19 protein-coding genes are annotated in these 21,173 nt (G+C 63.8%); 12 read left to right on the top strand and 7 right to left on the bottom strand.

Annotated elements, in window-relative coordinates; genetic code table 11:
* The first annotated feature begins 15 nt into the window (after positions 1-15).
* Positions 16-279 (top strand): hypothetical protein, encoded by a 264-nt coding sequence (locus tag NCS03_RS04330; RefSeq protein ID WP_008350806.1) that lies wholly within the window; start codon positions 16-18, stop codon positions 277-279.
* Positions 280-310: 31 nt separating this feature from the next.
* On the opposite strand, the gene NCS03_RS04325 is transcribed toward NCS03_RS04330, so the two are convergent.
* Together NCS03_RS04325 and NCS03_RS04320 are read right to left on the bottom strand one after the other, a co-directional pair.
* Positions 311-1,651: an ATP-binding protein gene (locus NCS03_RS04325; protein WP_008350808.1), complete on the bottom strand. Its 1,341-nt coding sequence runs from the start codon at positions 1,649-1,651 to the stop codon at positions 311-313.
* Positions 1,635-2,357 carry a response regulator gene (locus tag NCS03_RS04320; protein ID WP_008350810.1) on the bottom strand — a complete coding sequence of 241 codons (723 nt, stop codon included), beginning with the start codon at positions 2,355-2,357 and terminating at the stop codon, positions 1,635-1,637. Before NCS03_RS04320 ends, NCS03_RS04325 begins: the two co-directional genes overlap by 17 nt.
* Before the next feature lie 245 nt (positions 2,358-2,602).
* On the opposite strand from NCS03_RS04320, the gene NCS03_RS04315 reads away from it, so the two are divergent.
* Positions 2,603-3,199, top strand: a complete 597-nt coding sequence (locus NCS03_RS04315) for a Spy/CpxP family protein refolding chaperone (RefSeq protein WP_034471310.1) — start codon at positions 2,603-2,605, stop codon at positions 3,197-3,199.
* A gap of 69 nt (positions 3,200-3,268) precedes the next feature.
* Here the strand turns inward: NCS03_RS04315 and NCS03_RS04310 are convergent, their stop codons facing one another.
* Complete coding sequence (locus tag NCS03_RS04310; RefSeq protein ID WP_250507275.1) at positions 3,269-3,967, bottom strand: pirin family protein; 699 nt, start codon at positions 3,965-3,967, stop codon at positions 3,269-3,271.
* Positions 3,968-4,322: 355 nt separating this feature from the next.
* Here NCS03_RS04310 and NCS03_RS04305 point away from each other — a divergent pair, with 355 nt between their 5' ends.
* From NCS03_RS04305 to NCS03_RS04290, 4 genes are all read left to right on the top strand, one after another.
* Positions 4,323-5,009 (top strand): ABC transporter permease, encoded by a 687-nt coding sequence (locus tag NCS03_RS04305; protein ID WP_008350817.1) that lies wholly within the window; start codon positions 4,323-4,325, stop codon positions 5,007-5,009.
* A 27-nt stretch (positions 5,010-5,036) separates the two neighbouring features.
* Positions 5,037-5,750 carry an ABC transporter permease gene (locus NCS03_RS04300; RefSeq protein ID WP_008350819.1) on the top strand — a complete coding sequence of 238 codons (714 nt, stop codon included), beginning with the start codon at positions 5,037-5,039 and terminating at the stop codon, positions 5,748-5,750.
* 25 nt (positions 5,751-5,775) lie between these two features.
* Entirely contained in the window at positions 5,776-6,555 is a 780-nt protein-coding gene (locus NCS03_RS04295) for an ABC transporter ATP-binding protein (RefSeq protein WP_008350821.1), read from the top strand.
* Between the two features lie 550 nt (positions 6,556-7,105).
* Positions 7,106-8,254, top strand: coding sequence for a porin (locus NCS03_RS04290; RefSeq protein ID WP_008350822.1), 1,149 nt, complete (start codon positions 7,106-7,108; stop codon positions 8,252-8,254).
* 95 nt (positions 8,255-8,349) lie between these two features.
* Here the strand turns inward: NCS03_RS04290 and NCS03_RS04285 are convergent, their stop codons facing one another.
* Entirely contained in the window at positions 8,350-8,550 is a 201-nt protein-coding gene (locus tag NCS03_RS04285; protein WP_250528800.1) for a hypothetical protein, read from the bottom strand.
* 36 nt (positions 8,551-8,586) lie between these two features.
* Between NCS03_RS04285 and NCS03_RS04280 the strand changes: the two genes are divergently transcribed.
* Positions 8,587-9,696, top strand: coding sequence for a porin (locus NCS03_RS04280; protein ID WP_250528799.1), 1,110 nt, complete (start codon positions 8,587-8,589; stop codon positions 9,694-9,696).
* 78 nt (positions 9,697-9,774) lie between these two features.
* On the opposite strand, the gene NCS03_RS04275 is transcribed toward NCS03_RS04280, so the two are convergent.
* From NCS03_RS04275 to zwf, 3 genes are all read right to left on the bottom strand, one after another.
* The gene (locus NCS03_RS04275; protein ID WP_033536676.1) at positions 9,775-11,685 is read right to left on the bottom strand and encodes a bifunctional transcriptional regulator/glucokinase; all 1,911 of its coding nucleotides are present in this window, start codon (positions 11,683-11,685) and stop codon (positions 9,775-9,777) included.
* Entirely contained in the window at positions 11,666-12,376 is a 711-nt protein-coding gene (gene pgl / locus NCS03_RS04270) for a 6-phosphogluconolactonase (RefSeq protein ID WP_034471312.1), read from the bottom strand. The genes NCS03_RS04275 and pgl overlap by 20 nt, the downstream gene beginning before the upstream one ends.
* A gap of 128 nt (positions 12,377-12,504) precedes the next feature.
* Positions 12,505-13,965: a glucose-6-phosphate dehydrogenase gene (zwf, locus tag NCS03_RS04265; RefSeq protein ID WP_250480385.1), complete on the bottom strand. Its 1,461-nt coding sequence runs from the start codon at positions 13,963-13,965 to the stop codon at positions 12,505-12,507.
* A gap of 586 nt (positions 13,966-14,551) precedes the next feature.
* Between zwf and NCS03_RS04260 the strand changes: the two genes are divergently transcribed.
* The 5 genes from NCS03_RS04260 to NCS03_RS04240 all read left to right on the top strand — a co-directional run bounded on the left by NCS03_RS04260 (position 14,552) and on the right by NCS03_RS04240 (position 21,132).
* A complete protein-coding gene (locus NCS03_RS04260) occupies positions 14,552-15,805 on the top strand; it encodes an ABC transporter substrate-binding protein (RefSeq protein WP_008350833.1) in 1,254 nt (417 codons plus the stop codon).
* A gap of 255 nt (positions 15,806-16,060) precedes the next feature.
* Positions 16,061-16,918: a carbohydrate ABC transporter permease gene (locus NCS03_RS04255; RefSeq protein ID WP_235366287.1), complete on the top strand. Its 858-nt coding sequence runs from the start codon at positions 16,061-16,063 to the stop codon at positions 16,916-16,918.
* A complete protein-coding gene (locus NCS03_RS04250) occupies positions 16,908-17,765 on the top strand; it encodes a carbohydrate ABC transporter permease (protein WP_008350838.1) in 858 nt (285 codons plus the stop codon). The genes NCS03_RS04255 and NCS03_RS04250 overlap by 11 nt, the downstream gene beginning before the upstream one ends.
* A gap of 30 nt (positions 17,766-17,795) precedes the next feature.
* Entirely contained in the window at positions 17,796-18,914 is a 1,119-nt protein-coding gene (locus NCS03_RS04245; RefSeq protein ID WP_008350840.1) for an ABC transporter ATP-binding protein, read from the top strand.
* Between the two features lie 106 nt (positions 18,915-19,020).
* Positions 19,021-21,132 (top strand): prolyl oligopeptidase family serine peptidase, encoded by a 2,112-nt coding sequence (locus NCS03_RS04240; protein WP_244807816.1) that lies wholly within the window; start codon positions 19,021-19,023, stop codon positions 21,130-21,132.
* Positions 21,133-21,173 lie beyond the last annotated feature (41 nt).

The following is a 21,173-nucleotide window of genomic DNA, read 5'->3' as shown; positions in this document are numbered from 1 at the left end:
AATCGGGAGGATTGCATGAAGGGAAATCTGGTCATCGTGTGCCGGGATCAGGACGCAGAAACGTTCGACCACCTGCTCGCCGAGTACGGCTCTTTTCAGACGCGGCTGTCGTCGACGACGTGGTTCCTGAAGATCGATCTCGCGCCCGAGGTGATTCAGGAGGAGATTCTCTCGCGCCTCGGCAAGTACACGACGCACTACATCTTCGAGGCGTCGACGGTGACGTACAACACGGTGGACAGCGAAGCGGCGTCCGCGCTCGAAACCCTGTTCGACTGACGCCGCTCCGCCTCTCTGACCGAGCGCGCCGTTACAGCGCGCGCTCTTCGTGCTGCGACCCGGCGCGGCGCTCCTGCACCGGCCGCGTGGCGCTGTCGAACGGAAAGGTCATCGTGACCTGCAATCCGCCGTCGGCACGATTGCCGATCTCGCACTCGCCGCCCGCACGTCGCGCGAGCCGCTCCACGATCGCGAGTCCGAGCCCGCTGTGGCCGCTGCCGCCGCGCGCCGGATCGAGCCGCACGAAAGGCCGGCTCGCCTTGATGAGATCGTCCGGCGCGATGCCCTTGCCGTGATCGGACACCGACAATACCCAGCCCTTGGCTTCCCGCCGCGTCTCGATGACGACCGGCGGCGCGCCGTATGCATGGGCGTTATCCAACAGATTCGACAGCAACCGGTCCAGCGACGCCGCCGGCAGCGCGAAAGCGGGCCCCGCTTCGAGCTTCAGGCGGATCGGCTGCGCGTCCGGCGACACCGCGCGATACGCCCGCGCGATCCGCTCGCACTGCTCGTCGACGGGAACCGGCTCGCTGCCGTCCGGGCGGTCGTGCGCGAACACGAGGAACTGGTCGACGATATGCGCCATCGAATCGACATCGCGCACGACGCCGTCGCGCATTTTGTCGTCGTCCATCATTTCGGCGCGCAGACGCAGGCGCGCGAGCGGCGTCTTCAGATCGTGCGCGACGCCTGCAAGCATGACGGCGCGATCGTTCTCAGTCTGCGAGACCTCGCGGACCATCTGATTGAAGCCGTGCGTGAGCTGCCGCAATTCGCGCGGACCGCGCTCCGGCACGGGCGGCGTCGGCTGGCCGCGTCCGAAGCGCCCGACCGCCTGCGCGAGCGCGCGCAGTGGCGACTGCAGCTGCCACGCGCCGAAAAGCGCGGCGAGCACGGCGGTCGAAAAGATCAGCGCGAGCCAGACGAGCATGCGGTCGCGCGAGCGCGGCGGACGCAGCGGCTGCACCGGCACGACGACCCAGCCTGCGTCCTTCGCGCCGTGCACCCAGACGCTCGGCGGGCCGCCGGGCTCGTTGAGACGCACGTCGGTGCCGTCGGGCAGACGGTCTTTCAGATCCTCGACAAAGCGCTGTAGCGGCGGCGGCGTGCCCTCGTCCGGCTGCTTCGGCACGTCCGGGCTATCGAGCGCCACGAGGCGCACGCGCGGCGGCAGCGGTTGATCCGGCGTATTGGCGATGTGCTGGCGCACCGCCTCGACCAGGAACACGGCCTCCTCGACGGCGAAGCGCGTCTGCACGTTATCGCGCTCGAAGCGGATGATCGCGAACCACGCGACATGCGACAACACCAGCATGCCGATGACGATGACGACCAGCCGGCCGAACAGCGTGTCAATTGCCCGGCGCATTTTGCTCGCCATCCGGCACGAACACGTAACCGCGTCCGCGCACCGTCTGGATGAAGCGCGGCGCCGACGGATCGGTTTCCAGGATGCGGCGCAGGCGCCACACCTGCACGTCGATGCCGCGATCGGTGCCGTCGTACTCCGGACCGTGGAGCAATTCGAGCAGGCGCTCGCGCGTGAGCGTGCGCATCGGGTTGTTCACGAAAATTTTCAGAAGCGCGAATTCGCTTCCCGACAGCGTGAGCGGCCTGTCGTCCTGTTGCAGCGTGCGCGACTGGAAGTCGAGCCTGAAGCGGCCGAACGAATACGGTTCGCGCTGCTCCGGCGCGGCGGACGGAATCGTGCGGCGGCGGCGCAGCACGGCCTGCACCCGCGCGAGCAGTTCGCGCGGATTGAACGGCTTGCCGAGGTAATCGTCCGCGCCGAGTTCGAGGCCGACGATGCGGTCAACGTCGTCCGCGCGTGCGGTCAGCATGATGACGGGGATGTCGTCGCCGGATGCGCGCAATGCTTTGAGCGCGGTCAGCCCGTCGACGCCCGGCATCATCAGGTCGAGCACGATGAGATCGGGCCGCTCGCGTTCGATGCGGCGTTCGAGACCGCCGGCGTCATGCAGCACCGATACCTCGATGCCCTGCCGGACCAGATAGTCGCGCAAAAGGTCGCGCAGTTCGGCGTCGTCGTCGACGACAAGTATTTGCGTAGTCATGGAATGGAGTTTAGCGCGTGCGTCAGACCTCGATTGATGACAGGCCTGCCATAAGGGTTACGGGGTGTTACGACGAAAGCGAGGCGTAAACCTGCGTAACAAGCCTAAACCATGCCGTAACACGCCGTGCACGGCGAACCCCTACGCTGTGTCTCACCGACAAGCGCGAGACCTCCACGCATCAACCCGTACGTCGATGCAGGTTTCGCGGCTTCGGCTTCGAAAACAATCAAGGGAGTACCAAGATGGCCAAGCAATATCGCATCCTCACCGCCGCCGCTGCCGCAATCGCGCTGACGTTCGGCACGGCCTACGCCGCGACGAACGACGCGCCGCCCCCGCCGCCTCCGGGCGGTCCGGCCATGATGGGCGGCCCCGGCGGTCACGGCGGCCACCGCATGGAAATGCGGATGCAGAAGCAGCTGGATGAACTGCACGGCCAGTTGAAGCTGAACGCGGATCAGGAAAAGCTGTGGCAGACCGCGCTCACGACGATGAAGCAGAATCGTCAGGCGATGCGCGAAAGCTTCAGGCAGATGCACGATCAGATGAAGTCGATGGAAAACCAGCCGATCCTCGACCTGAACGCGATGCACGCCGCGCATCAGAAGATCGAGCAGCAGAACGAGCAGTTGCGCGAGCAGACCGCGACCGCGTGGTTGAACTTCTATAACGCGCTGAACGACCAGCAGAAGACGACGGTCAGCACGGCGCTGAAGAAGCACTTCGCGAAGATGCGCGAGCACGAGCAGAAGATGCACGAGCGCTGGGGCAAGCACCGCGGCGGCCCGGACGGCGCACCGGGCGCGGCGGCGGGCGCATCCGCCACGGCCAAGCCGTAAGCCGTCTCGGCGCATGAAAGAAGGCCGCGGAGCATGCGCTCCGCGGCCTTCTTTACATCAGTGGAACGATCAGGCGAGGTCGAACAGCAGCACTTCCGCGTTATCGCCCTTCTCGATCGTCACCTTCGACACGTCTTCGAGCTTCACGGCGTCGCCCGCGCCGAGCGCTTCGCCGTTGACCGTCACCGCGCCGCGCGCCACATGCACATACACGCGGCGGCCCGCCGGCACGTCGAAGTCCGCGCGCTCGTGGCCGTCGAAAAGTCCCGCGAAGATGCGCGCGTTCGCGCCGATCTTCACCGAACCGTCGGTGCCTTCCGGCGATGCGATCACCCGCAGGCGGCCGCGCTTTTCATCGTCGGCGAAGCGCTTTTCCTCGTACCCGGGCGCGCCGCCCGGCGCATCCGGAATGATCCAGATTTGCAGGAAGTGCGCGGTGTCCGTCGGCGAACCGTTGAATTCGCTGTGACGCACGCCGGTGCCGGCGCTCATGCGCTGGACATCGCCGGGACGGATCGTCGAGCCGTTGCCCATGCTGTCGCGATGCGCGAGCGCGCCCTCGAGCACGTAGCTCACGATTTCCATATCGCGATGGCCATGCGCGCCGAAGCCCTGTCCGCCCGCGACGCGGTCCTCGTTGATCACGCGCAGCGCGCCGAAGTGCATGTGCTCGGGATCGTAGTAATCGGCGAAGGAGAAGCTGTGATACGAGTCGAGCCAGCCGTGGTTGGCGTGACCCCGTTCGTTGCTGCGGCGAATCTCGATCATGGTATTTGCTCCCGCCCAAGGCGTTGTTTTGCGATGGAGAGAATGTAAGGGCGACGCCCTTCCGAAACAACGCGCGCCACGGCACTACATCGTTCCGCTGATGCATGTAATCGGACACATCCTGCTTCGAACTCGCGCCCTGGCCGGCTTCGGGTAAAATACCGCGCTTTTCCGGGCGGCGACGGGTTGGGAACGCCCGCGAGACGCCGGAACGCGCCGCGATGCGCCGGAAAAACGCATCCGAAACGTTGGCAGGGTTAGCAGCAGCGGCTGCTCGCAATTTTGGCCATCTAGAATACCGACCGCCGCGCTCGTCACACTCCATGCACGTCAGGCACCTTACCAAGGAATCACCATGTTGCAAGGCTACGGTCCGCTGATCCTCGCGGGCACCTGGCAGACCGTCAAGCTGGCGGTGCTGTCGCTCGTGTTCGCCTTCGTGATCGGCCTGATCGGCGCGGCGGCGAAGCTGTCGAAGAACCGCGTCGCGTCGGGCGTCGGCACCGTCTACACGACGCTCATCCGCGGCGTGCCCGATCTCGTGCTGATGCTGCTGCTCTTCTACAGCATCCAGATCTGGCTGAATCTCTTCACCGACGCGATGGGCTGGGATCAGATCGACATCGATCCGTTCCTCGCCGGCATTCTGGTGCTCGGCTTCATCTACGGCGCGTATTTCACCGAAACCTTCCGCGGCGCGTTTCTTTCCGTGCCGCGCGGCCAACTCGAAGCGGGCGCGGCCTACGGCATGACGCCGTGGCAGACCTTCGCGCGCATCATGTTTCCGCAGATGATGCGTTTCGCGCTGCCGGGCATCGGCAACAACTGGCAGGTGATGGTCAAGGCGACGGCGCTCGTGTCGATCATCGGTCTCGCGGACGTCGTCAAGGCCTCGCAGGACGCGGGCAAGGGCACGCTGCGTTTCTTCTTCTTCACGCTGCTCGCGGGCGCGATCTATCTCGCGATCACCACGATCTCGAATCTCGTGCTGATCTGGCTGGAGCGGCGCTATTCCATCGGCGTGCGCAAGGCCGACCTCTAATCGGTCCATTACAGGGCGGCAGGGATCATGATCGAAATCATCCAGGAATACTGGAAGAATTACCTCTTCACCGACGGCTACCGCATCACCGGTCTCGCGATCACGATGTGGCTGCTCGTCATCTCCATCGGCCTCGGCTTTTGTCTTTCGGTGCCGCTCGCGGTCGCGCGGGTGTCGAAGAACAAGCTGCTCTCGCGTTCGGTGTGGCTCTATACCTACGTGTTTCGCGGCACGCCGCTCTATGTGCAATTGCTGCTCTGCTACACGGGCCTGTATAGCCTCCAGGTCGTGCGCGATCACATGCTGCTTTCCGAGTTCTTCAGAAGCGGGATGAACTGCACGCTGCTCGCGTTCACGCTGAATACGTGCGCCTACACCACCGAGATTTTCGCCGGTGCGATCAAGGCGACGCCCTACGGCGAAATCGAAGCCGCGCGCGCGTATGGCATGTCGAGCTTCACGCTGTATCGGCGCGTGATTCTTCCGTCGGCGTTGCGGCGCGCGCTGCCTTACTACAGCAACGAAGTCATTCTGATGCTGCACGCGACCACCGTCGCGTTCACGGCGACCGTGCCGGACATCCTCAAGATCGCGCGCGATGTCAACTCGGCGACGTATCAGTCGTTCGAGGCGTTCGGCCTCGCCGCCCTGCTCTACCTCTGCATTTCGTTCGCGCTCGTGTGGCTGTTCCGCCGCGCCGAGCATCGCTGGCTCGCTTATTTGCGGCCGCAAGGCAAATAAGTTCACCGCCGCTCAAGGACCGTTCATGATTTCCCAGCAGCACAAGCTTTTCGTCGATGACATTCACAAGCAGTACGGCAGCAACGAAGTTCTCAAGGGCGTGTCGCTGAAGGCGAAGGCCGGCGACGTCATCAGCATCATCGGGTCGTCGGGCTCGGGCAAGAGCACGATGCTGCGCTGTATCAACTTTCTCGAACAGCCGAATCAGGGGCGCATCTTCGTCGACGGGAAAGAAGTCCGCACGATGAAGGACAAGACCGGCGCGCTGAAGGCGGCGGACGCGCAGCAATTGCGGCAGGTTCGCTCGAAACTGTCGATGGTCTTCCAGCACTTCAATCTCTGGTCGCACATGAACGTGCTGGAGAACGTGATCGAGGCGCCCGTCAACGTGCTCGGACTTTCGCGGAAAGAAGCGGAGGAGCGCGCGCGCACCTATCTGGAGAAAGTCGGGCTCGCGCCGCGCGTGGAGAAGCAGTACCCGTCGCATCTGTCGGGCGGGCAGCAGCAGCGCGTGGCCATCGCGCGGGCGCTCGCGATGCATCCCGATGTCATGCTCTTCGACGAGCCGACCTCCGCGCTCGATCCGGAGCTCGTCGGCGAAGTGCTGAAGGTGATGCAGACGCTCGCCGAGGAAGGCCGCACGATGATAGTCGTCACGCACGAGATGGCGTTCGCGCGCAACGTGTCGAACCATGTGGTGTTTCTGCATCAGGGGCGCATCGAGGAAGAAGGCCATCCGGATGCCGTGTTCGGCAACACGAAGAGCGAGCGCCTGAAGCAGTTTCTGTCGGGCAGCCTGAAGTAAGCGATCGCTGCCGGAAGCAGCCTTCCACTCCAAAAAAAGCGTCCGTGAGGCGCTTTTTTTACGCCCGGCCGCAAGGCTTTAGACCTCTTTCGCGCCCTGCGTCGACCTAGCGCCGCGGCGAGCGCGCGTCAATAGGCGACAAACCTGACCCCGAAACTTACATGCCGCTGAAGCCCTGATGGAATAAGGCTTTGCGGCGTATTTCCCATCCTGTGGGTCGACTGCCTAGCACATGGGCATTGCATTTTTGACACAAACGGTCGGCGATCGTCATTTTTCTTTGGCGACCATAACGTAATTTGTTAAATTGGTAACGAAAGTACCAAAACGAAGTACACAAAAAGTAGTTTTACTTCAAAAGTCCAAAAGAAACTGAGGAACGGCACCGATCGACGGATCGGGGTCAGATTCGCGCCCACGACGTGCGAATCGTCACTAGCACTACAGCCCGCGCGTGTCCTTCCTCTGAAAACATTTTCGGTTGGGTGCGCTCGCATCGAACCACACAGCAGCACTTGGGTTCTATTTCTTGACAGGGTTGGAGGAGATGATGAAGAAAGCTTTGCTCGCGTCGGCAGCACTGCTGGCGTTCAGCGCGGGGGCGCACGCTCAGAGCAGCGTGACGCTGTATGGCCGCCTGGACGCGGGGCTCGAATACATGAACGGTGTGCCGACCGGTCCGGCCGGCGCGCCCGCCACCGGCTCTTCGCACCGCTTCAAGGCGGAAAGCGGCGATTGGGGCACGAGCTTGTGGGGTTTGAAGGGCGTCGAAGATCTGGGCGGCGGCTATCGCGCCGTGTTCCAGTTGGAAGGCAGCTTCAACACCATGACGGGTCAAGGCCCGGGCGGCGGCGGCCTCTTCAATCGCTGGGCGACGGTCGGTATCGCGAACAATCAGTTCGGTACGCTGTTGCTGGGTCGTGAACTCTTCATCGCCAACGGCGTATGGGACTTCGATCCGTTCGGTCAGTCGAACTGGTCGTCCGCATCGCTGGTGCGTGGCCGCAACTGGCCGCAGTCGAGCAACAACATTTCGTACCAGTCGCCGAAGTTCGCGGGCTTCGACTTCTACGGTCAGTACTCGCTCTCGAACGCGACGAACTGGAACGGTAACGGCACGACGCCGCAAGGCCGCGAAGCGGGCGCGTACATCACCTATACGACGCCCCTCTTCCAGATTCGCGGTATGTACGACGAAATCCGCAACCCGGCAAACGGTACGCTCGGCGGCGCGTACAACCCGATCGACGGCGGCTCGGGCGGCAACGGCGTCTATGCGTACTCGCGCGAGTACACGGCGATGTTCAACCTGTTCCTCGGTCAGTTCAAGGTACAGGGCGCTTATCAGGCAATCCGCAGCTCGGGCATGACGGGCCAGTTGCCCGGCCAGCCGACCACGCTCGATCACGAATGGGGCGGCGTGACGTGGCAAGCCACGCCGGCAGCAGCGCTGATCGCGGCGGTGTACCACGTCAACGGCAACAACGGCGCGGGTAACGCGACCATCTACACGGTCGGCGGCTCGTACAACCTGTCCAAGCGCACGCTGCTCGACCTGCAGGTTGCGACGGTGCAGAACAGCAAGGCCGCGAACTACGGTCTGAACGCCAACAACTATGGCTCGGCTGCTTCGACGGACAACCCGTTCCCTGGCCACAGCCAGACGGGCGTGTACGCAGGTATCCAGCACTCGTTCTAAGCAACGGGTCTGACAGAAAAGTCTTTTAGAAGGTTTTCACGCTGCTGCGAGAGGCGCGTATCGGTGCGGTGCCCGAAAGGGTATCGCACCGTTTTTTATTGGATCGCGAGACTTTCGGGCGTTTGCAGTTGGGCATAACGAACGTCGATGCCGACGGTATCCTGCCCGCGCACGACATTTGTCAACTCGGCAACTAAAACTACAAAACCGGGCATCCGACAAAGTAGTTCTACTTCACAATCCCTCCGAATTCGAGAAATGACGCGGATCGCGGCGTGATCGCGATGCTTCGTCATGCACATGTTTTCTTTGACAGCGTTTTGGAGGGGATGATGAAGAAGGTATTGCTCGCGTCGGCAGCACTCATGGCGTTCAGCGCAGCGGCACATGCACAGAGCAGCGTGACGCTGTACGGCCGCATCGACGCGGGACTCGAATACATGAGCGGCGTGCCTGACGGCGCCGGCGGCAGCACGCATCGTTTTCGCGCCGAAAGCGGCGATTGCGGCACGAGCCTGTGGGGCATCAAGGGCGCCGAGGACCTGGGCGGCGGCAACCGCGCCGTTTTCCGGCTGGAAAACGGCTTCAACGCGATGAACGGCCAGGCGCAAGGCAACCTCTTCAATCGCTGGGCGACGGTCGGTATCTCCAACGATCAGTTCGGTACGGTTCTGCTCGGCCGTGAGCTCTTCATCTCGAACGGCATATGGGACTTCGATCCGTTCGGTCAGTCGAACTGGTCGTCGGCATCGCTGGTGCGTGGCCGCAACTGGCCGCAGTCGAGCAACAACATTTCGTATCAGTCGCCGAAGTTCGCGGGCTTCGATTTCTACGGCCAGTACGCGCTGTCCAACGCGACCAACTGGAACGGCAACGGCACCACGCCGCAGGGCCGTCAGGCCGGTGCGCAGATCACCTACACATCGCCGCTGTTTCAGGTGCGCGGCATCTACGACGAGATCCGCAACCCGGCGAACGGCACGCTCGGCGGTGACTACAGCACGGGCAACGGTGCCTACGCCTACTCGCGCGAATACACGGCGATGTTCAACGTGTTCCTCGGCCAGTTCAAGCTGCAGGGCGGCTATCAGGCGATCCGCACGTCCGGCATGACGAACCTGCTGCCCGGCCAGCCGAGCACGCTCGATCACGAATGGGGCGGCGTGACGTGGCAAGCCACGCCGGCAGCGGCGCTGATCGGCGCGGTGTATCACGTGAACGGCAACAACGGCGCGGGCAACGCGACCATCTATTCGGTCGGCGGTTCGTACAACATCTCGAAGCGCACGCTGTTCGACATTCAGATCGCCACGGTGCGCAACAGCAGCACCGCGAACTACGGCCTGAACGCCAACAACTACGGCACGTCGGCGGCGACGGACAACCCGCTCGTCGGACATAGTCAGTCGGGCGTGTACGCGGGCATCCAGCACTCGTTCTGACGCGCCGGTTCGATCCGCAAGACAAAGGGCCGCCGATTCGCATCGGCGGCCCTTCGTTCATCGCGCTTCGAAAGCGCTTCAGTCGCGCGCCATTCCCGATGCGCCGTGGCTCAGCCAGTCGAGCACGGCGGCGGCGTCATCGTCGCTCGACTGACGCGCCTTCGCGACCGTCTCGCTGATCTTCGCGCCGGGCTTCGGCGCGGCACGGCGAATCGCGACGCCGACCGCGAGAATGTCGATGATGACGAGGTGCAGAATGCGCGAGATCATCGAAAGCTGCGACTCGCGGATCTCGATGTGATCCGTCTCCAGCGCGACCGTCGCGCGCTTGGCGAGCGGCGTGTTGCTCGACGTAATAGCGATGACCGTCGCGCCTTGCTGCATCGCCACTTCTAGCACGCGCAGCAGTTCCGGCGCGCGCCCCGACTTCGACACCGCCACGATCACATCGCCCTTGCCGAGCAGCGCCGCGGACGCCGCCTGCATGTACAGGTCGCCGTACGCGATCGTCGGAATGCCGAAGCGGAAGAACTTGTAGTGCGCGTCCTGCGCGACGATATTCGAATTCCCGAGCCCGTAGAACTCGATGCGCCGCGCGCCGTTGAGGATATCGATCGCGCGCTCGACGTTCTCGAAGTTCAGATGCTCGCGCAACTGCAGGATCGCCGACACGGTGTTGTCGAGCACCTTCGCGCCGAAGTCCGTGGCCGTATCGCCGAGATGCACCTGGCTGTGGCTCACCGGAATGGTGCCGGTCAAGCCGGTCGCGAGCTTCAGCTTGAAGTCGGACAAGCCCTGGCAGCCGAGCGAGCGGCAAAAGCGGATCACCGTCGGCTGGCTGACGTCGGCCTTGCGCGCGATGTCGATGATCGGATCGTTGATGATCGAGCGCGGATGATTCAGCGCGAGATCGGCGACGCGCCGCTCGGCGGGCGTCAGCGCGTCACGCATCTGGCGGATGCGTTCGAACACGGCCGACGAACCGCTGTTCGCGCGATTCGACAACTGTTCCGACAAAATCGCCGACACGCCGAGAAACGCCGGATATTCCGCCGTGATGATGTACGTCGGAATGCCCGACAGATACTGCTGGAAGCGCCCTTTCGACTCGAAGCGCTCGCGAAACGGCGACTTGTGGAACAGCTCGCCGAGCTTCAGCACGATGCCGCCGCCGATGTAAATGCCGCCCAGCGCGCCCAGCGTCACCGCGATATTGCCCGCGAACGTGCCGAGGATCGCGCAGAAACAGTTCACCGTTTCGAGCGCGAGCGGCTCGCCTTGCAGCGCGCGCGTCGTGACATCGGCGGCGGTGAAGGTGTCGGCGACCGTGACGTTGTCGCGCTCCGCGAACGCCCGGTAGATCAGCTCCAGCCCCTGCCCCGCGCACACGCGCTCGAACGAGACGTGCGGAAACTTGCGGCGCGCATAGCGGGTGACGAGGTCTTCGTTCTCGTCGAACGGCGAAAACGTCGCGTGGCCGCCTTCGCTGCCGAGCGCGATCCAGCGATCGTCCGCCGGAATCAGCCCGGAGACGCCCAAACCCGTGCCGGGCCCGAGCAGACCGATCACGCTGTTCTGCCGCCGCGAGCCGCCGCCGACCTGTTCGCGCTGGGCGTCGGTCAGGCCGGGCAGCGCCATCGCGAGCGCGGTGAAGTCGTTCACGACGAGCAGCGTGTCGAAGCCGAGCGCGCGGCGCGTCGCCTCGATCGAGAAGCTCCAGTCGTGATTGGTCATCTTCACGTGATCGCCGTCGACCGGATTCGCGATCGCGATCGCCGCATGATTGACGCGGCCGACCTTCGTGTCCTTCAGATACTGCTGCATCACCTCCGCGATGCCGGGGTAATCGGCCCCCGGATACACGCGGATCTGCCCGATCTCGCCGGTTGCGGTCTCCAGCGCGAAGCGCGCGTTCGTGCCGCCGATGTCGGCCAGAAGCCGCGGTCCGTCGGCGTGCTGAGCCGCTGTCTTATGCACACCAGTAGACATCGAGCTTCACTCCTTCAGCGTGGGCCAGCGTCGAGATGGCGTTTTTTTGCGGCGCGGCGAGCGCCGCGTTCAGGACGTCGAGTTTCTTCTGCCCGGCGATGAACAGATACAACTGCCCGATCTGCTTGAGCGCCGACATCGACAGGCTCACGCGCGCATGCGGCGCCGCGCCCGGATGCACGGCGATGAACCGGTCCGGCGTGGAGATCGCGAAATCCCATTCGGGCGCGTCGGCGAAAATCGAGGCCGTGTGGCCGTCCTCGCCCATGCCGAGCACGGCCACGTCCGGCAAACGGCGGCGCGGATCGGCGTTCAGTTCGGCGATGTGCGCCTCGAGCGGCTTGGCCGTATCGACGAGCGGCAGGAAATACGCCGACCCCGCCGCGTTCTGCAGCAGCGTGTCGCGCACGAGCTGCGCGTTGCTCGCGGAATCGGTTTCGGGCACCCAGCGGTCGTCGACGAGCGTCACGTCGATGTGCGCCCAGTCGAGCGGCTCGCGCGAGAGCGACTGCAAGAACGGTTTCGGACTCGTGCCGCCCGAGACCGCCAGCGTGGCGTGAGCGGTTTGTCCGGCGGCATCGGCCGATGCCGCGCCTCTTGCCGCGAGGGACGCTTTCAGCGCGTCGCTCACGGCTTTCGCCAGCGCGTTCGAATGGGCGCGCGGATCGTCGAAAGTATGAAGCTCGATCACTGCTCCTCCTGCTTGTTCTGGTTTATCGATCCGCTTTCTGTTCGCGCCGTCGCAATGACGGGCGAAGCGGTGTCCTGAATCTTCGTGCGCGCCGCGCGCCTCTTGCGGGCTGCGTCGGCGTCACTCCCTCAATTCTCTTCTTCCAGCCAGCACGTGCCCGCCTGCGCGAGCATCGCGCTCGATGCCGCCGGTCCCCACGTGCCCGCCGCATACGGCTTCGGCTTGCTGGTCGCCGATGCCCACGCGTTCAGGATCGGCTCGACCCAGCGCCACGCCGCTTCCTGCTCGTCGCGCCGCACGAAAAGCGCGAGGCGGCCGTGAATCACATCGAGCAGAAGCCGCTGATACGCCTCCATCTGTCCTTCCTTGAAGAACTGATCGAACGCGAGATCAAGATGCACGCTCGCGAGGTTCATGCCCTCGCCCGGCTGCTTCGCCAGGCAGTAGAGACGAATCGACTCGTTCGGCTGCAACCGGATCACGAGACGGTTCGCGCCCGCGCGCAATGCGTTCGCGCCGAGCGCCGAATGCGGCACCGCGCGGAAATTCACGACGATCTCCGCGACGCGATCCGCGAGCCGCTTGCCGGTGCGCAGGAAAAACGGCACGCCCGCCCAACGCCAATTCTCGATCTCCACCTTCAGCGCGACGAAAGTTTCCGTCGTGCTGTCGGGGCGCACGCCCGGCTCGGTCACGTACGCGGGCACCGCCGTACCGCGGATCACACCCGCATGATATTGCCCGCGCACCGCGACGCGGCTGATGTCGCGCTCGTCGATGGGCTTGAGCGCGCGCAGCACGCGCAGTTTCTCGTCGCGCACGGAGTCGGAGTCCATCGAGTGCGGCGGCTCCATCGTCACGATGGAAAGCAACTGGAGCAAGTGGTTCTGCACCATGTCGCGCAGCGCGCCCGTATTGTCGTAGAAGTCGCCGCGCGCTTCCACGCCCAGTTCCTCGGCGATCGTGATCTGGATGCTCTCGACCCATTCCCGCCGCCACAGCGGCTCGAAAAGCGCGTTGCCGAAGCGCAGCGCGAGCAGGTTCTGCACCGGCTCCTTGCCGAGATAGTGATCGATCCGATAGATCTGCTCTTCCTGGAAGATTTCGCCGACGGCGTCGTTGATCGCGTTCGACGACTTCAGGTCGTAGCCGAGCGGCTTTTCGAGCACGATGCGCGCGTTCTGGTTCAGGCCGACATCGGCGAGCGCCCGGCAGATCGGCACGAACAGCGACGGCCCCGTCGCCAGATAGAAGACGCGCGTGCCGTCGAACCGGGCGAGCGCGTCGCGCAAGACGACGAAGTCCTCCGGACGTCCCAGGTCCAGCCCGACGTACTCGAAGCGCTCGATGAAGCTCTGCCACGCGGCTCCATCGATGCCGTTCTTCGCTACATGCGGCTTCACGTGATCCTCGACCCACGCGCGGTATTCCTCTTGCTGCTTGGCCTCGCGCGCGACCGAGACGATTCTGCCCGCCGGATTGAGCATGCCCGCGCGATGCGCCTCGAAGAGCGCGGGAAGAATCTTGCGCATGGAGAGGTCGCCGGTGCCGCCGAAGAGTACGAAGGTGAAGTTCGAGTCGCTTTGCATGAGTCTCTACGTGGGTTCGAGAGCGGATGTGAGTCGAATCGGGGCGAGTCGCCCGGGTGACTACGGATGACAGCGTAGTCCGATAAAATTTTTTTTGACACTGAATTGTAGTTTAACTACAATCCAAATCAAGAGGAAATGTCATCTACAGAAAATTGCCAAAGTCAATCAGACAAGTCTGGTGACGAGCTTTTTTACAGATGATCGTTCTGAGCGCATGTTAACGGAGCGCGCGGCGCGCCGCTTTCCACGGAAAGCGCCCCTTGCGGCTCACGATCGTTCAGGCCTCGCGCCTCGCCGTCGAGTGCGTCTTTCGGGGCAACGCTCGAACGAACGGGTAAAAATCAAAAGAGGAGACAGCCGTTGCGATTCAACCCACTCATCTCTTGAGCGCCGTGCGGCCGACTATCGGTCTGCCGGCCCGGCACGTCGCGTCCGTCGTGACTCGCGCCTGCCGCATCCCCGCCGACACCGCCGATTCCCGGCCATCCAGTTTTGCCGTTTTTTCGACCACCGCTTCTTAGCCATGCTTCTGGCTGCATCGGGAGCCAATCGTTTCTTGTCAGGTGTCTGGAGGAGATAAACAATGAAAGTCCGTAAGCTCATGGGCGCGCTGTGCGCCGCAGGTCTTCTGTGCGGCGCGACGGCGTCGGCGGTTCAGGCTGCCGAGGCCGTTTCCGTGTTGCACTGGTGGACGTCCGGCGGCGAATCCAAGGCTGTCGGCGTGCTCAAGGACGACATGACGAAGCAGGGTTACACCTGGAAGGACTTCGCTGTCGCGGGCGGTGCGGGCGCGGCCGCGATGACCGCGCTGAAGACGCAGGTCATCTCGGGCAACGCGCCGTCGGCGGCGCAGATCAAGGGTCCGCTGATCCAGGAATGGGCCGAGCAAGGCGTCCTCGTGCCGATCGATTCCGTCGCGGGCGACTGGAAAAAGAACCTGCCGCCGGAAATCGACAAGATCATCCACGCCGACGGCCACTACGTCGCCGCGCCCTTCTCGGTGCATCGCGTGAACTGGCTGTACATCAACAAGGCCGCGCTCGACAAGGCGGGCGGCAAGGTCCCGACCAACTGGAACGAGTTCTTCCAGGTCGCCGACAAGATGAAGGCCGCGGGCATCATGCCGATCGCGATGGGCGGCCAGCCGTGGCAGGACCTGACGCTGTGGGAAGACGTCGTGCTGTCGCAGGGCGCGGACTTCTACAAGAAGGCGATCGTCGATCTCGATCAGAAGACCTTGACCTCGGACAAGATGGTTCAGGTGTTCGACACGGTCCGCAAGATCCAGGGCTACTTCGATAGCGGCCGCACGGGCCGCGACTGGAACCTCGCGACCGCGATGGTCATCAACGGCAAGGCCGGCATGCAGTTCATGGGCGACTGGGCGAAGGGCGAATTCGCCGGCGCCGGCAAGAAGGCGGGCACGGACTACGTGTGCGCGCCGGTGCCGGGCACGGAGAAGGCCTACACGTTCAACGTCGACTCGTTCGTGTTCTTCCAGCAGAAGGGCCAGAAGGCCGCGACGCCGGGCCAGCTGGCGCTCGCGAAGACCATCATGACGCCGGAATTCCAGGAGCAGTTCAGTCTGAACAAGGGGTCGATCCCGGTGCGTCTCGGCGTCCCGATGGATAAGTTCGACGACTGCGCGAAGAAGTCCTACGCTGATGAACAGACGGCGATCAAATCGGGCGGCTATGTTCCGTCGCTCGCGCACGGCATGGCTCAGGGCGATGCCGTCGCCGGCGCGATGACCGACGTCGTGACGAAGTTCATGAATTCGTCGCAGGATTCGAAGAGCGCGGTTGCCGCACTCGCGAACGCCGCCAAGACGAAGTAAGGCCGCATCCGCCCGGCGCGTGTGCGAAAGGCATGCGCCGGGCGGGGCAAGACAGAGCAGGACTGCATCTGTAACGTCGCAACATTTCAGCGCCAGCAGGCATTCGCCACAGAAGCGCCAGTCAGTGCACCTAAACGCACGAAAAGCGCCGGCGCATCTTCCAGGAGTCGAGTCGTGACTGCCTCCATCGCCGCGGACAAGAAACCGCAAAACCCGCCCCGTCGCGCGTCACCGACGGCGGCGCTCGCCGATCGCATGATTCCGAAGCTGGTGCTCGCTCCCAGCGTCGTGATCGCGCTCGTTTTCGTGTACGGCTTCATCGCCATTACCGGGTATCTGTCGCTTTCCGAATCGCGGCTCATGCCGCGCTACGATTTCGCGGGCTTCGACCGCTACAAACAGCTTTTCGCCAACGACGTCTGGTGGACTTCCGCCGCCAACCTCGGCTGGTTCGGCATTCCGTTCATCGGGATTTGCGTGTTCCTCGGCCTTTTCCTTGCGATCCTTCTCGACCAGAAGATCCGCAACGAAGGTGCATTGCGCGCGGTCTTCCTCTATCCGATGGCGCTTTCGTTCATCGTGACCGGCACCGCGTGGCAGTGGATTCTGAACCCCGGCCTCGGTCTGGAGAAAGTGTTTCATGACTGGGGCTGGACGAGTTTCTCGTTCAACTGGCTCGGCGACCCGGACAAGGCGATTTTCTGCGTCGTGATCGCCGCGGTGTGGCAATCGACGGGCTTCGTGATGGCGCTCTTCCTCGCCGGTCTGCGCGGCGTCGACGGCGAAATTTTCAAGGCCGCGCAAGTCGATGGCGCGACGCTGCCGACCATCTACCGCAAGATCGTGATTCCGAGCATGCGCCCGGTGTTCTTCTCCGTGCTGCTGATCCTCTGCCACATCACGATCAAGACCTTCGACCTCGTCGTCGCGTTGACGGCGGGCGGTCCGGGCACGTCGTCGTCGCTGCCGGCAATCTTCATGTACACGTTCTCGTTCAATCGCGGGCAACTGGGCGTGGGCGCCGCATCGTCGATGATGATGCTCGCCACCGTCGTCGCCGTGCTCGTGCCGCTCATGTATCTCGAATCGAGGAGCACCCGCAATGCAGCCTAAGATGACCCTGAGCCGCGCCGTCATCTACGCGGTGCTCATACTTTTCGCGCTCTACTTCCTGTTCCCGATCTACGTGATGCTGTCGACGTCGTTCAAGGATCTCGACCAGCTTCGCACGGGCAATCTGCTCACGCCGCCGACGCACTTCACGTTCGCGCCGTGGGTCAAAGCGTGGCAGGAAGCGTGTACCGGCGTGCGCTGCGACGGCATGGAGCCGTTCTTCATGAACTCGGTCCGCATGGTGATCCCCGCCGTGCTGATCTCGTCGTTCATCGGCGCGTTCAACGGCTACGTGCTCACGCACTGGCGCTTCCGCGGCGCGGACGCCATCTTCACGATGCTGCTCGTCGGCTGCTTCATCCCCTTCCAGGCGATCCTTCTTCCGATGGCGCGTCTGCAGGGCTTTCTCGGCCTTTCGAACACGACGACCGGCCTCGTGCTCGTGCATGTGATCTACGGCATCGCGTTCACGACGATGTTCTTCCGCAACTTCTACGTGAGCATTCCGGCCGAGCTCGTGAAGGCGGCGCGCATCGACGGCGCGGGTTTCTTCACCATCTTCACGAAGATTCTGCTGCCGGTGTCGCTGCCGATCTTCATGGTGTGCCTGATCTGGCAATTCACGCAGATCTGGAACGATTTCCTGTTCGGTATCGTGTTTTCGGGCGTGGATTCCATGCCGATCACGGTGGCGCTGAACAACCTCGTGAACACATCGACGGGCGTGAAGGAATACAACGTCGACATGGCCGGCGCGATCATCGCCGCATTGCCGACGATCCTCGTCTACATGATCGCGGGACGTTATTTCGTGCGCGGGCTGACCGCCGGCGCGGTGAAGGGTTAAACGAGCAGTATCGAGAGATAGAGGATTCACATGGCAAGCCTTTCCATCCGTGACGTGTACAAGACCTACCCGAACGGGGTGCCGGTTCTCAAGGGCGTCAATATCGATATCGAGGACGGTCAGTTCCTGATCCTCGTCGGCGGCTCGGGCTGCGGCAAGTCGACCCTGCTGAACATGATCGCGGGTCTGGAGACCGTGACCCGTGGCGACATCATGATCGACGGCAAGACGGTCAACGACCTCTCGCCGAAGGACCGCGATATCGCGATGGTGTTCCAGTCCTACGCGCTCTACCCTTCGATGAGCGTGCGCGACAACATCTCGTTCGGTCTCAACATTCGCAAGGTGCCGAAGGACGAGCAGAAGAAGATCGTCGATCGCGTGTCGGAGACGCTGCAGATCGGTCATCTGCTCGATCGCAAGCCGGGGCAACTGTCGGGCGGGCAGCGTCAGCGCGTCGCGATGGGCCGCGCCCTCGCACGCGATCCGGTGATGTTCCTGTTCGACGAGCCGCTTTCGAACCTCGACGCGAAGCTGCGCATCGAGATGCGTTCGGAGATCAAGCTCTTGCATCAGCGCCTCGGCACGACGATCGTCTACGTGACGCACGATCAGATCGAAGCGATGACGCTCGGCGATCGCATCGCGGTGATGAAGGACGGCATCGTGCAGCAGTTCGGCGCGCCGCAGGAGATTTACGATTCGCCGTCGAATCTGTTCGTCGCGGGCTTTATCGGCGCGCCGCCGATGAACTTCATCACGGGCAAGCTCGTCGAGTCGGGTTCGGGCGTCGGTTTGCAACTCGATACGGGCGTCACGCAGAAGGTGCTGAATCTGCCGTTCGATGCGGGTCGTTTGCGCAGCAAGGTCGGGCAGGATGTGATTCTGGGCCTGCGCCCGGAGCGCATCACCGATTCGCGCAGCGCGCACGATGTGTCGGATGCGAGCCTGCAGCCGGTCGACGTGCGCGTCGACGTGATCGAGCCGACCGGCCCGGACACGCTCGTGTTCGCGCAGGTGAACGGCAAGCGCGTCGTGTCGCGCGTGCACCCTGCGAGCAATCCGCAGCCGATGACGAACATGACCCTGCTGTTCGATGTGTCGAAGGCCGTGCTGTTCGATCCGCAGACGGAAGAGCGGCTGGCTTGAGTCTGCCTGGTCGTTGAAGTTGAAAGCCGCGCTGATGCGCGGCTTTTTCATTGCGCCGCCATAACAGGCACAATCGGCGTTTTGCCTTTCGAAGCTCCGATTCCGCATGACCATCCTCGATCAGAATCCCGAACTCGCCTGGCCGCCCTCCGACGGCCCCGATCCCTTCATCGGCCTCGAAGCGCTCGACGACGCCCGCGTGCAGTCGTGGATCGACGCCCAGAACCGCCGCACCGAAGCCGCGTTCGGCAACACGCCCGACGCGCGCGCCCTCGCCGGCCGGCTCGAAAAGGCGTACACGTCGAAAGACCGCATCGTCGCCTGTTCGCGTTACGGCGACTGGGGCTACAACACATGGCAGGACGACGCGCATCCGCTCGGCATCGTACGCCGCACGCCGTGGTCTGCGTGGCTCGAAGGCAAGCCCGCATGGGAAACGATCCTCGACGTCGACGCGCTCGACCTGAACACCGACGCGGTGGGCGACACACGCTGGGCCCTCGCCGACTTCGACATGCTCTATCCCGACTACGATCGCGCGCTCGTGAGCCTGTCGCCGGGCGGCTCGGACGCGTGCATGGTGCGCGAGTTCGAGATCGCGTCGAAAACGTTCGTCGCGGATGGCTTCGCATTGCCCGATGTCGGCAAGCACGACATCTCGTGGATCGATCGCGACACCGTGTACGTCGGCTGGGACGACAGCAAGACGAACCCGAGCCCCGCGCTGACGACATCCGGATTTCCACGGCAGGCGCGTCGCTGGAAGCGCGGCACGCCGCTCGCGGATGCGCCCGTCGTGTTCGAAGGCAATCGGCGCGACGTGTCGGCGGGCGTGGACTACGATCCGATCGAGAAGCTGCATCTCGCGTCGCGCGCGGTCACGTTCTACGACACGCTCAACTACTGGCTCGACGAAACCGCCAACGAATGGCGCCAGTACGATCTGCCGTCGCACGCGGAAATCGAGCACTGGAACGGCTGGCTCTTCGTCACGCCGCGCAAGTTCTGGAACGCGGGCGGGCGCCGCTACGCGCCCGGCACGCTGACCGTCATCCGCCGCGACGCGTTTCTCGCCGGCTCGCGCCGGTTCACGGCGCTTTTCACGCCGTCGGAACGCCTCGTCCTCGCGGGCATCGACTTCACGAAGCAGTTCCTCATCGTTTCGCAGATGGATGACGGCACGCCGCGCGTCACGCTGCTGCGCCCGGACGCGAATCCCGATGACGCATGGCAGGCGCGCGAATTCGCGCTGCCGGAAGCGAGCCAGTCATGGGTCGATTCGATCGACAGCGAACGCGACGACACCGTGCTCATCCACGTCGAGCATTTTCTGTTGCCGCCGTCGCTCTATCACGCCGATCTCGCCAGCGACGCGCCCTGGCGACTGCTCGCGCGCCTTCCCGCGCAATTCGACGCAACCGGTCTCGCCGCCGTGCGCCGCCACGCGATCGCGCCGGACGGCGAACGCATTCCGTACTGGCTGATCGGAAGAGACATCGAGACCACCGCCGAACCGCGCCCTTGCCTGCTCTACGGCTACGGCGGCTTCGAAGTCGCGCTCGACCCCGGCTACGACGCAACCACGGGCATCGCGTGGCTCGAACGCGGCGGGCTGTACGCGGTCGCGAATATCCGTGGCGGCGGCGAGTTCGGCCCGGCGTGGCATCAGGCGGCATTGCGCGAGAACCGTCAAATTTCGTTCGATGATTTCACCGCGGTGGCGCAAGCGCTCGTCGATGGCGGCGTCACGACGCCGAAGAAGCTCGCCATTCGGGGCGGCAGCAACGGCGGCCTGCTCACCGGCGCGTGCATGGTCCAACGGCCCGAGCTTTTCGGCGCCGTGCTGTCCGAAGTGCCGCTGCTCGATATGGCGCGCTTTCACTTGCTGTTGCAAGGCGCATCGTGGATCGACGAATACGGCGATCCCGACGACGCCGGCGATCTTCATCATCTGATGGCGTATTCGCCGTATCAGAACGTGAAGGCCGACGTGACGTATCCGCCGGCGCTGTTCACGTCATCGACGAGCGACGACCGCGTGCATCCCGGCCACGCGCGCAAGATGGCCGCGAAGATGCAGGCGCAAGGCCACGCCGACGTCTGGTATCAGGAGACCGGCGACGGCGGGCACGGCGCGGGCGTCGAACCCGGAGCGGTCGCGCAGGCGGAAGCCGCGGCCTTCACGTTTCTCGCGGCGACGATCGGCCCGCTCGAATAGCAGCACGCGGGGACGTTTCAGTCGATGCCTATCGAGAAGCG

Source organism: Caballeronia sp. ATUFL_F1_KS4A (assembly GCF_023630905.1).
GTDB lineage: Bacteria > Pseudomonadota > Gammaproteobacteria > Burkholderiales > Burkholderiaceae > Caballeronia > Caballeronia zhejiangensis.
Note: the sequence above shows the minus strand (reverse complement) of the source record. Positions and strands in the feature narration are given on the sequence as shown.

Bases quoted from the DNA above. Each gene is read 5' to 3' on its own strand.
- NCS03_RS04330 (WP_008350806.1), top strand. From the start codon at position 16: ATGAAGGGAAATCTGGTCATCGTGTGCCGGGATCAGGACGCAGAAACG.
- NCS03_RS04325 (WP_008350808.1), bottom strand. From the start codon at position 1,651: ATGCGCCGGGCAATTGACACGCTGTTCGGCCGGCTGGTCGTCATCGTC.
- NCS03_RS04320 (WP_008350810.1), bottom strand. From the start codon at position 2,357: ATGACTACGCAAATACTTGTCGTCGACGACGACGCCGAACTGCGCGAC.
- NCS03_RS04315 (WP_034471310.1), top strand. From the start codon at position 2,603: ATGGCCAAGCAATATCGCATCCTCACCGCCGCCGCTGCCGCAATCGCG.
- NCS03_RS04310 (WP_250507275.1), bottom strand. From the start codon at position 3,967: ATGATCGAGATTCGCCGCAGCAACGAACGGGGTCACGCCAACCACGGC.
- NCS03_RS04305 (WP_008350817.1), top strand. From the start codon at position 4,323: ATGTTGCAAGGCTACGGTCCGCTGATCCTCGCGGGCACCTGGCAGACC.
- NCS03_RS04300 (WP_008350819.1), top strand. From the start codon at position 5,037: ATGATCGAAATCATCCAGGAATACTGGAAGAATTACCTCTTCACCGAC.
- NCS03_RS04295 (WP_008350821.1), top strand. From the start codon at position 5,776: ATGATTTCCCAGCAGCACAAGCTTTTCGTCGATGACATTCACAAGCAG.
- NCS03_RS04290 (WP_008350822.1), top strand. From the start codon at position 7,106: ATGAAGAAAGCTTTGCTCGCGTCGGCAGCACTGCTGGCGTTCAGCGCG.
- NCS03_RS04285 (WP_250528800.1), bottom strand. From the start codon at position 8,550: ATGACGAAGCATCGCGATCACGCCGCGATCCGCGTCATTTCTCGAATT.
- NCS03_RS04280 (WP_250528799.1), top strand. From the start codon at position 8,587: ATGAAGAAGGTATTGCTCGCGTCGGCAGCACTCATGGCGTTCAGCGCA.
- NCS03_RS04275 (WP_033536676.1), bottom strand. From the start codon at position 11,685: ATGTCTACTGGTGTGCATAAGACAGCGGCTCAGCACGCCGACGGACCG.
- zwf (WP_250480385.1), bottom strand. From the start codon at position 13,965: ATGCAAAGCGACTCGAACTTCACCTTCGTACTCTTCGGCGGCACCGGC.
- NCS03_RS04260 (WP_008350833.1), top strand. From the start codon at position 14,552: ATGAAAGTCCGTAAGCTCATGGGCGCGCTGTGCGCCGCAGGTCTTCTG.
- NCS03_RS04255 (WP_235366287.1), top strand. From the start codon at position 16,061: ATGATTCCGAAGCTGGTGCTCGCTCCCAGCGTCGTGATCGCGCTCGTT.
- NCS03_RS04250 (WP_008350838.1), top strand. From the start codon at position 16,908: ATGCAGCCTAAGATGACCCTGAGCCGCGCCGTCATCTACGCGGTGCTC.
- NCS03_RS04245 (WP_008350840.1), top strand. From the start codon at position 17,796: ATGGCAAGCCTTTCCATCCGTGACGTGTACAAGACCTACCCGAACGGG.
- NCS03_RS04240 (WP_244807816.1), top strand. From the start codon at position 19,021: ATGACCATCCTCGATCAGAATCCCGAACTCGCCTGGCCGCCCTCCGAC.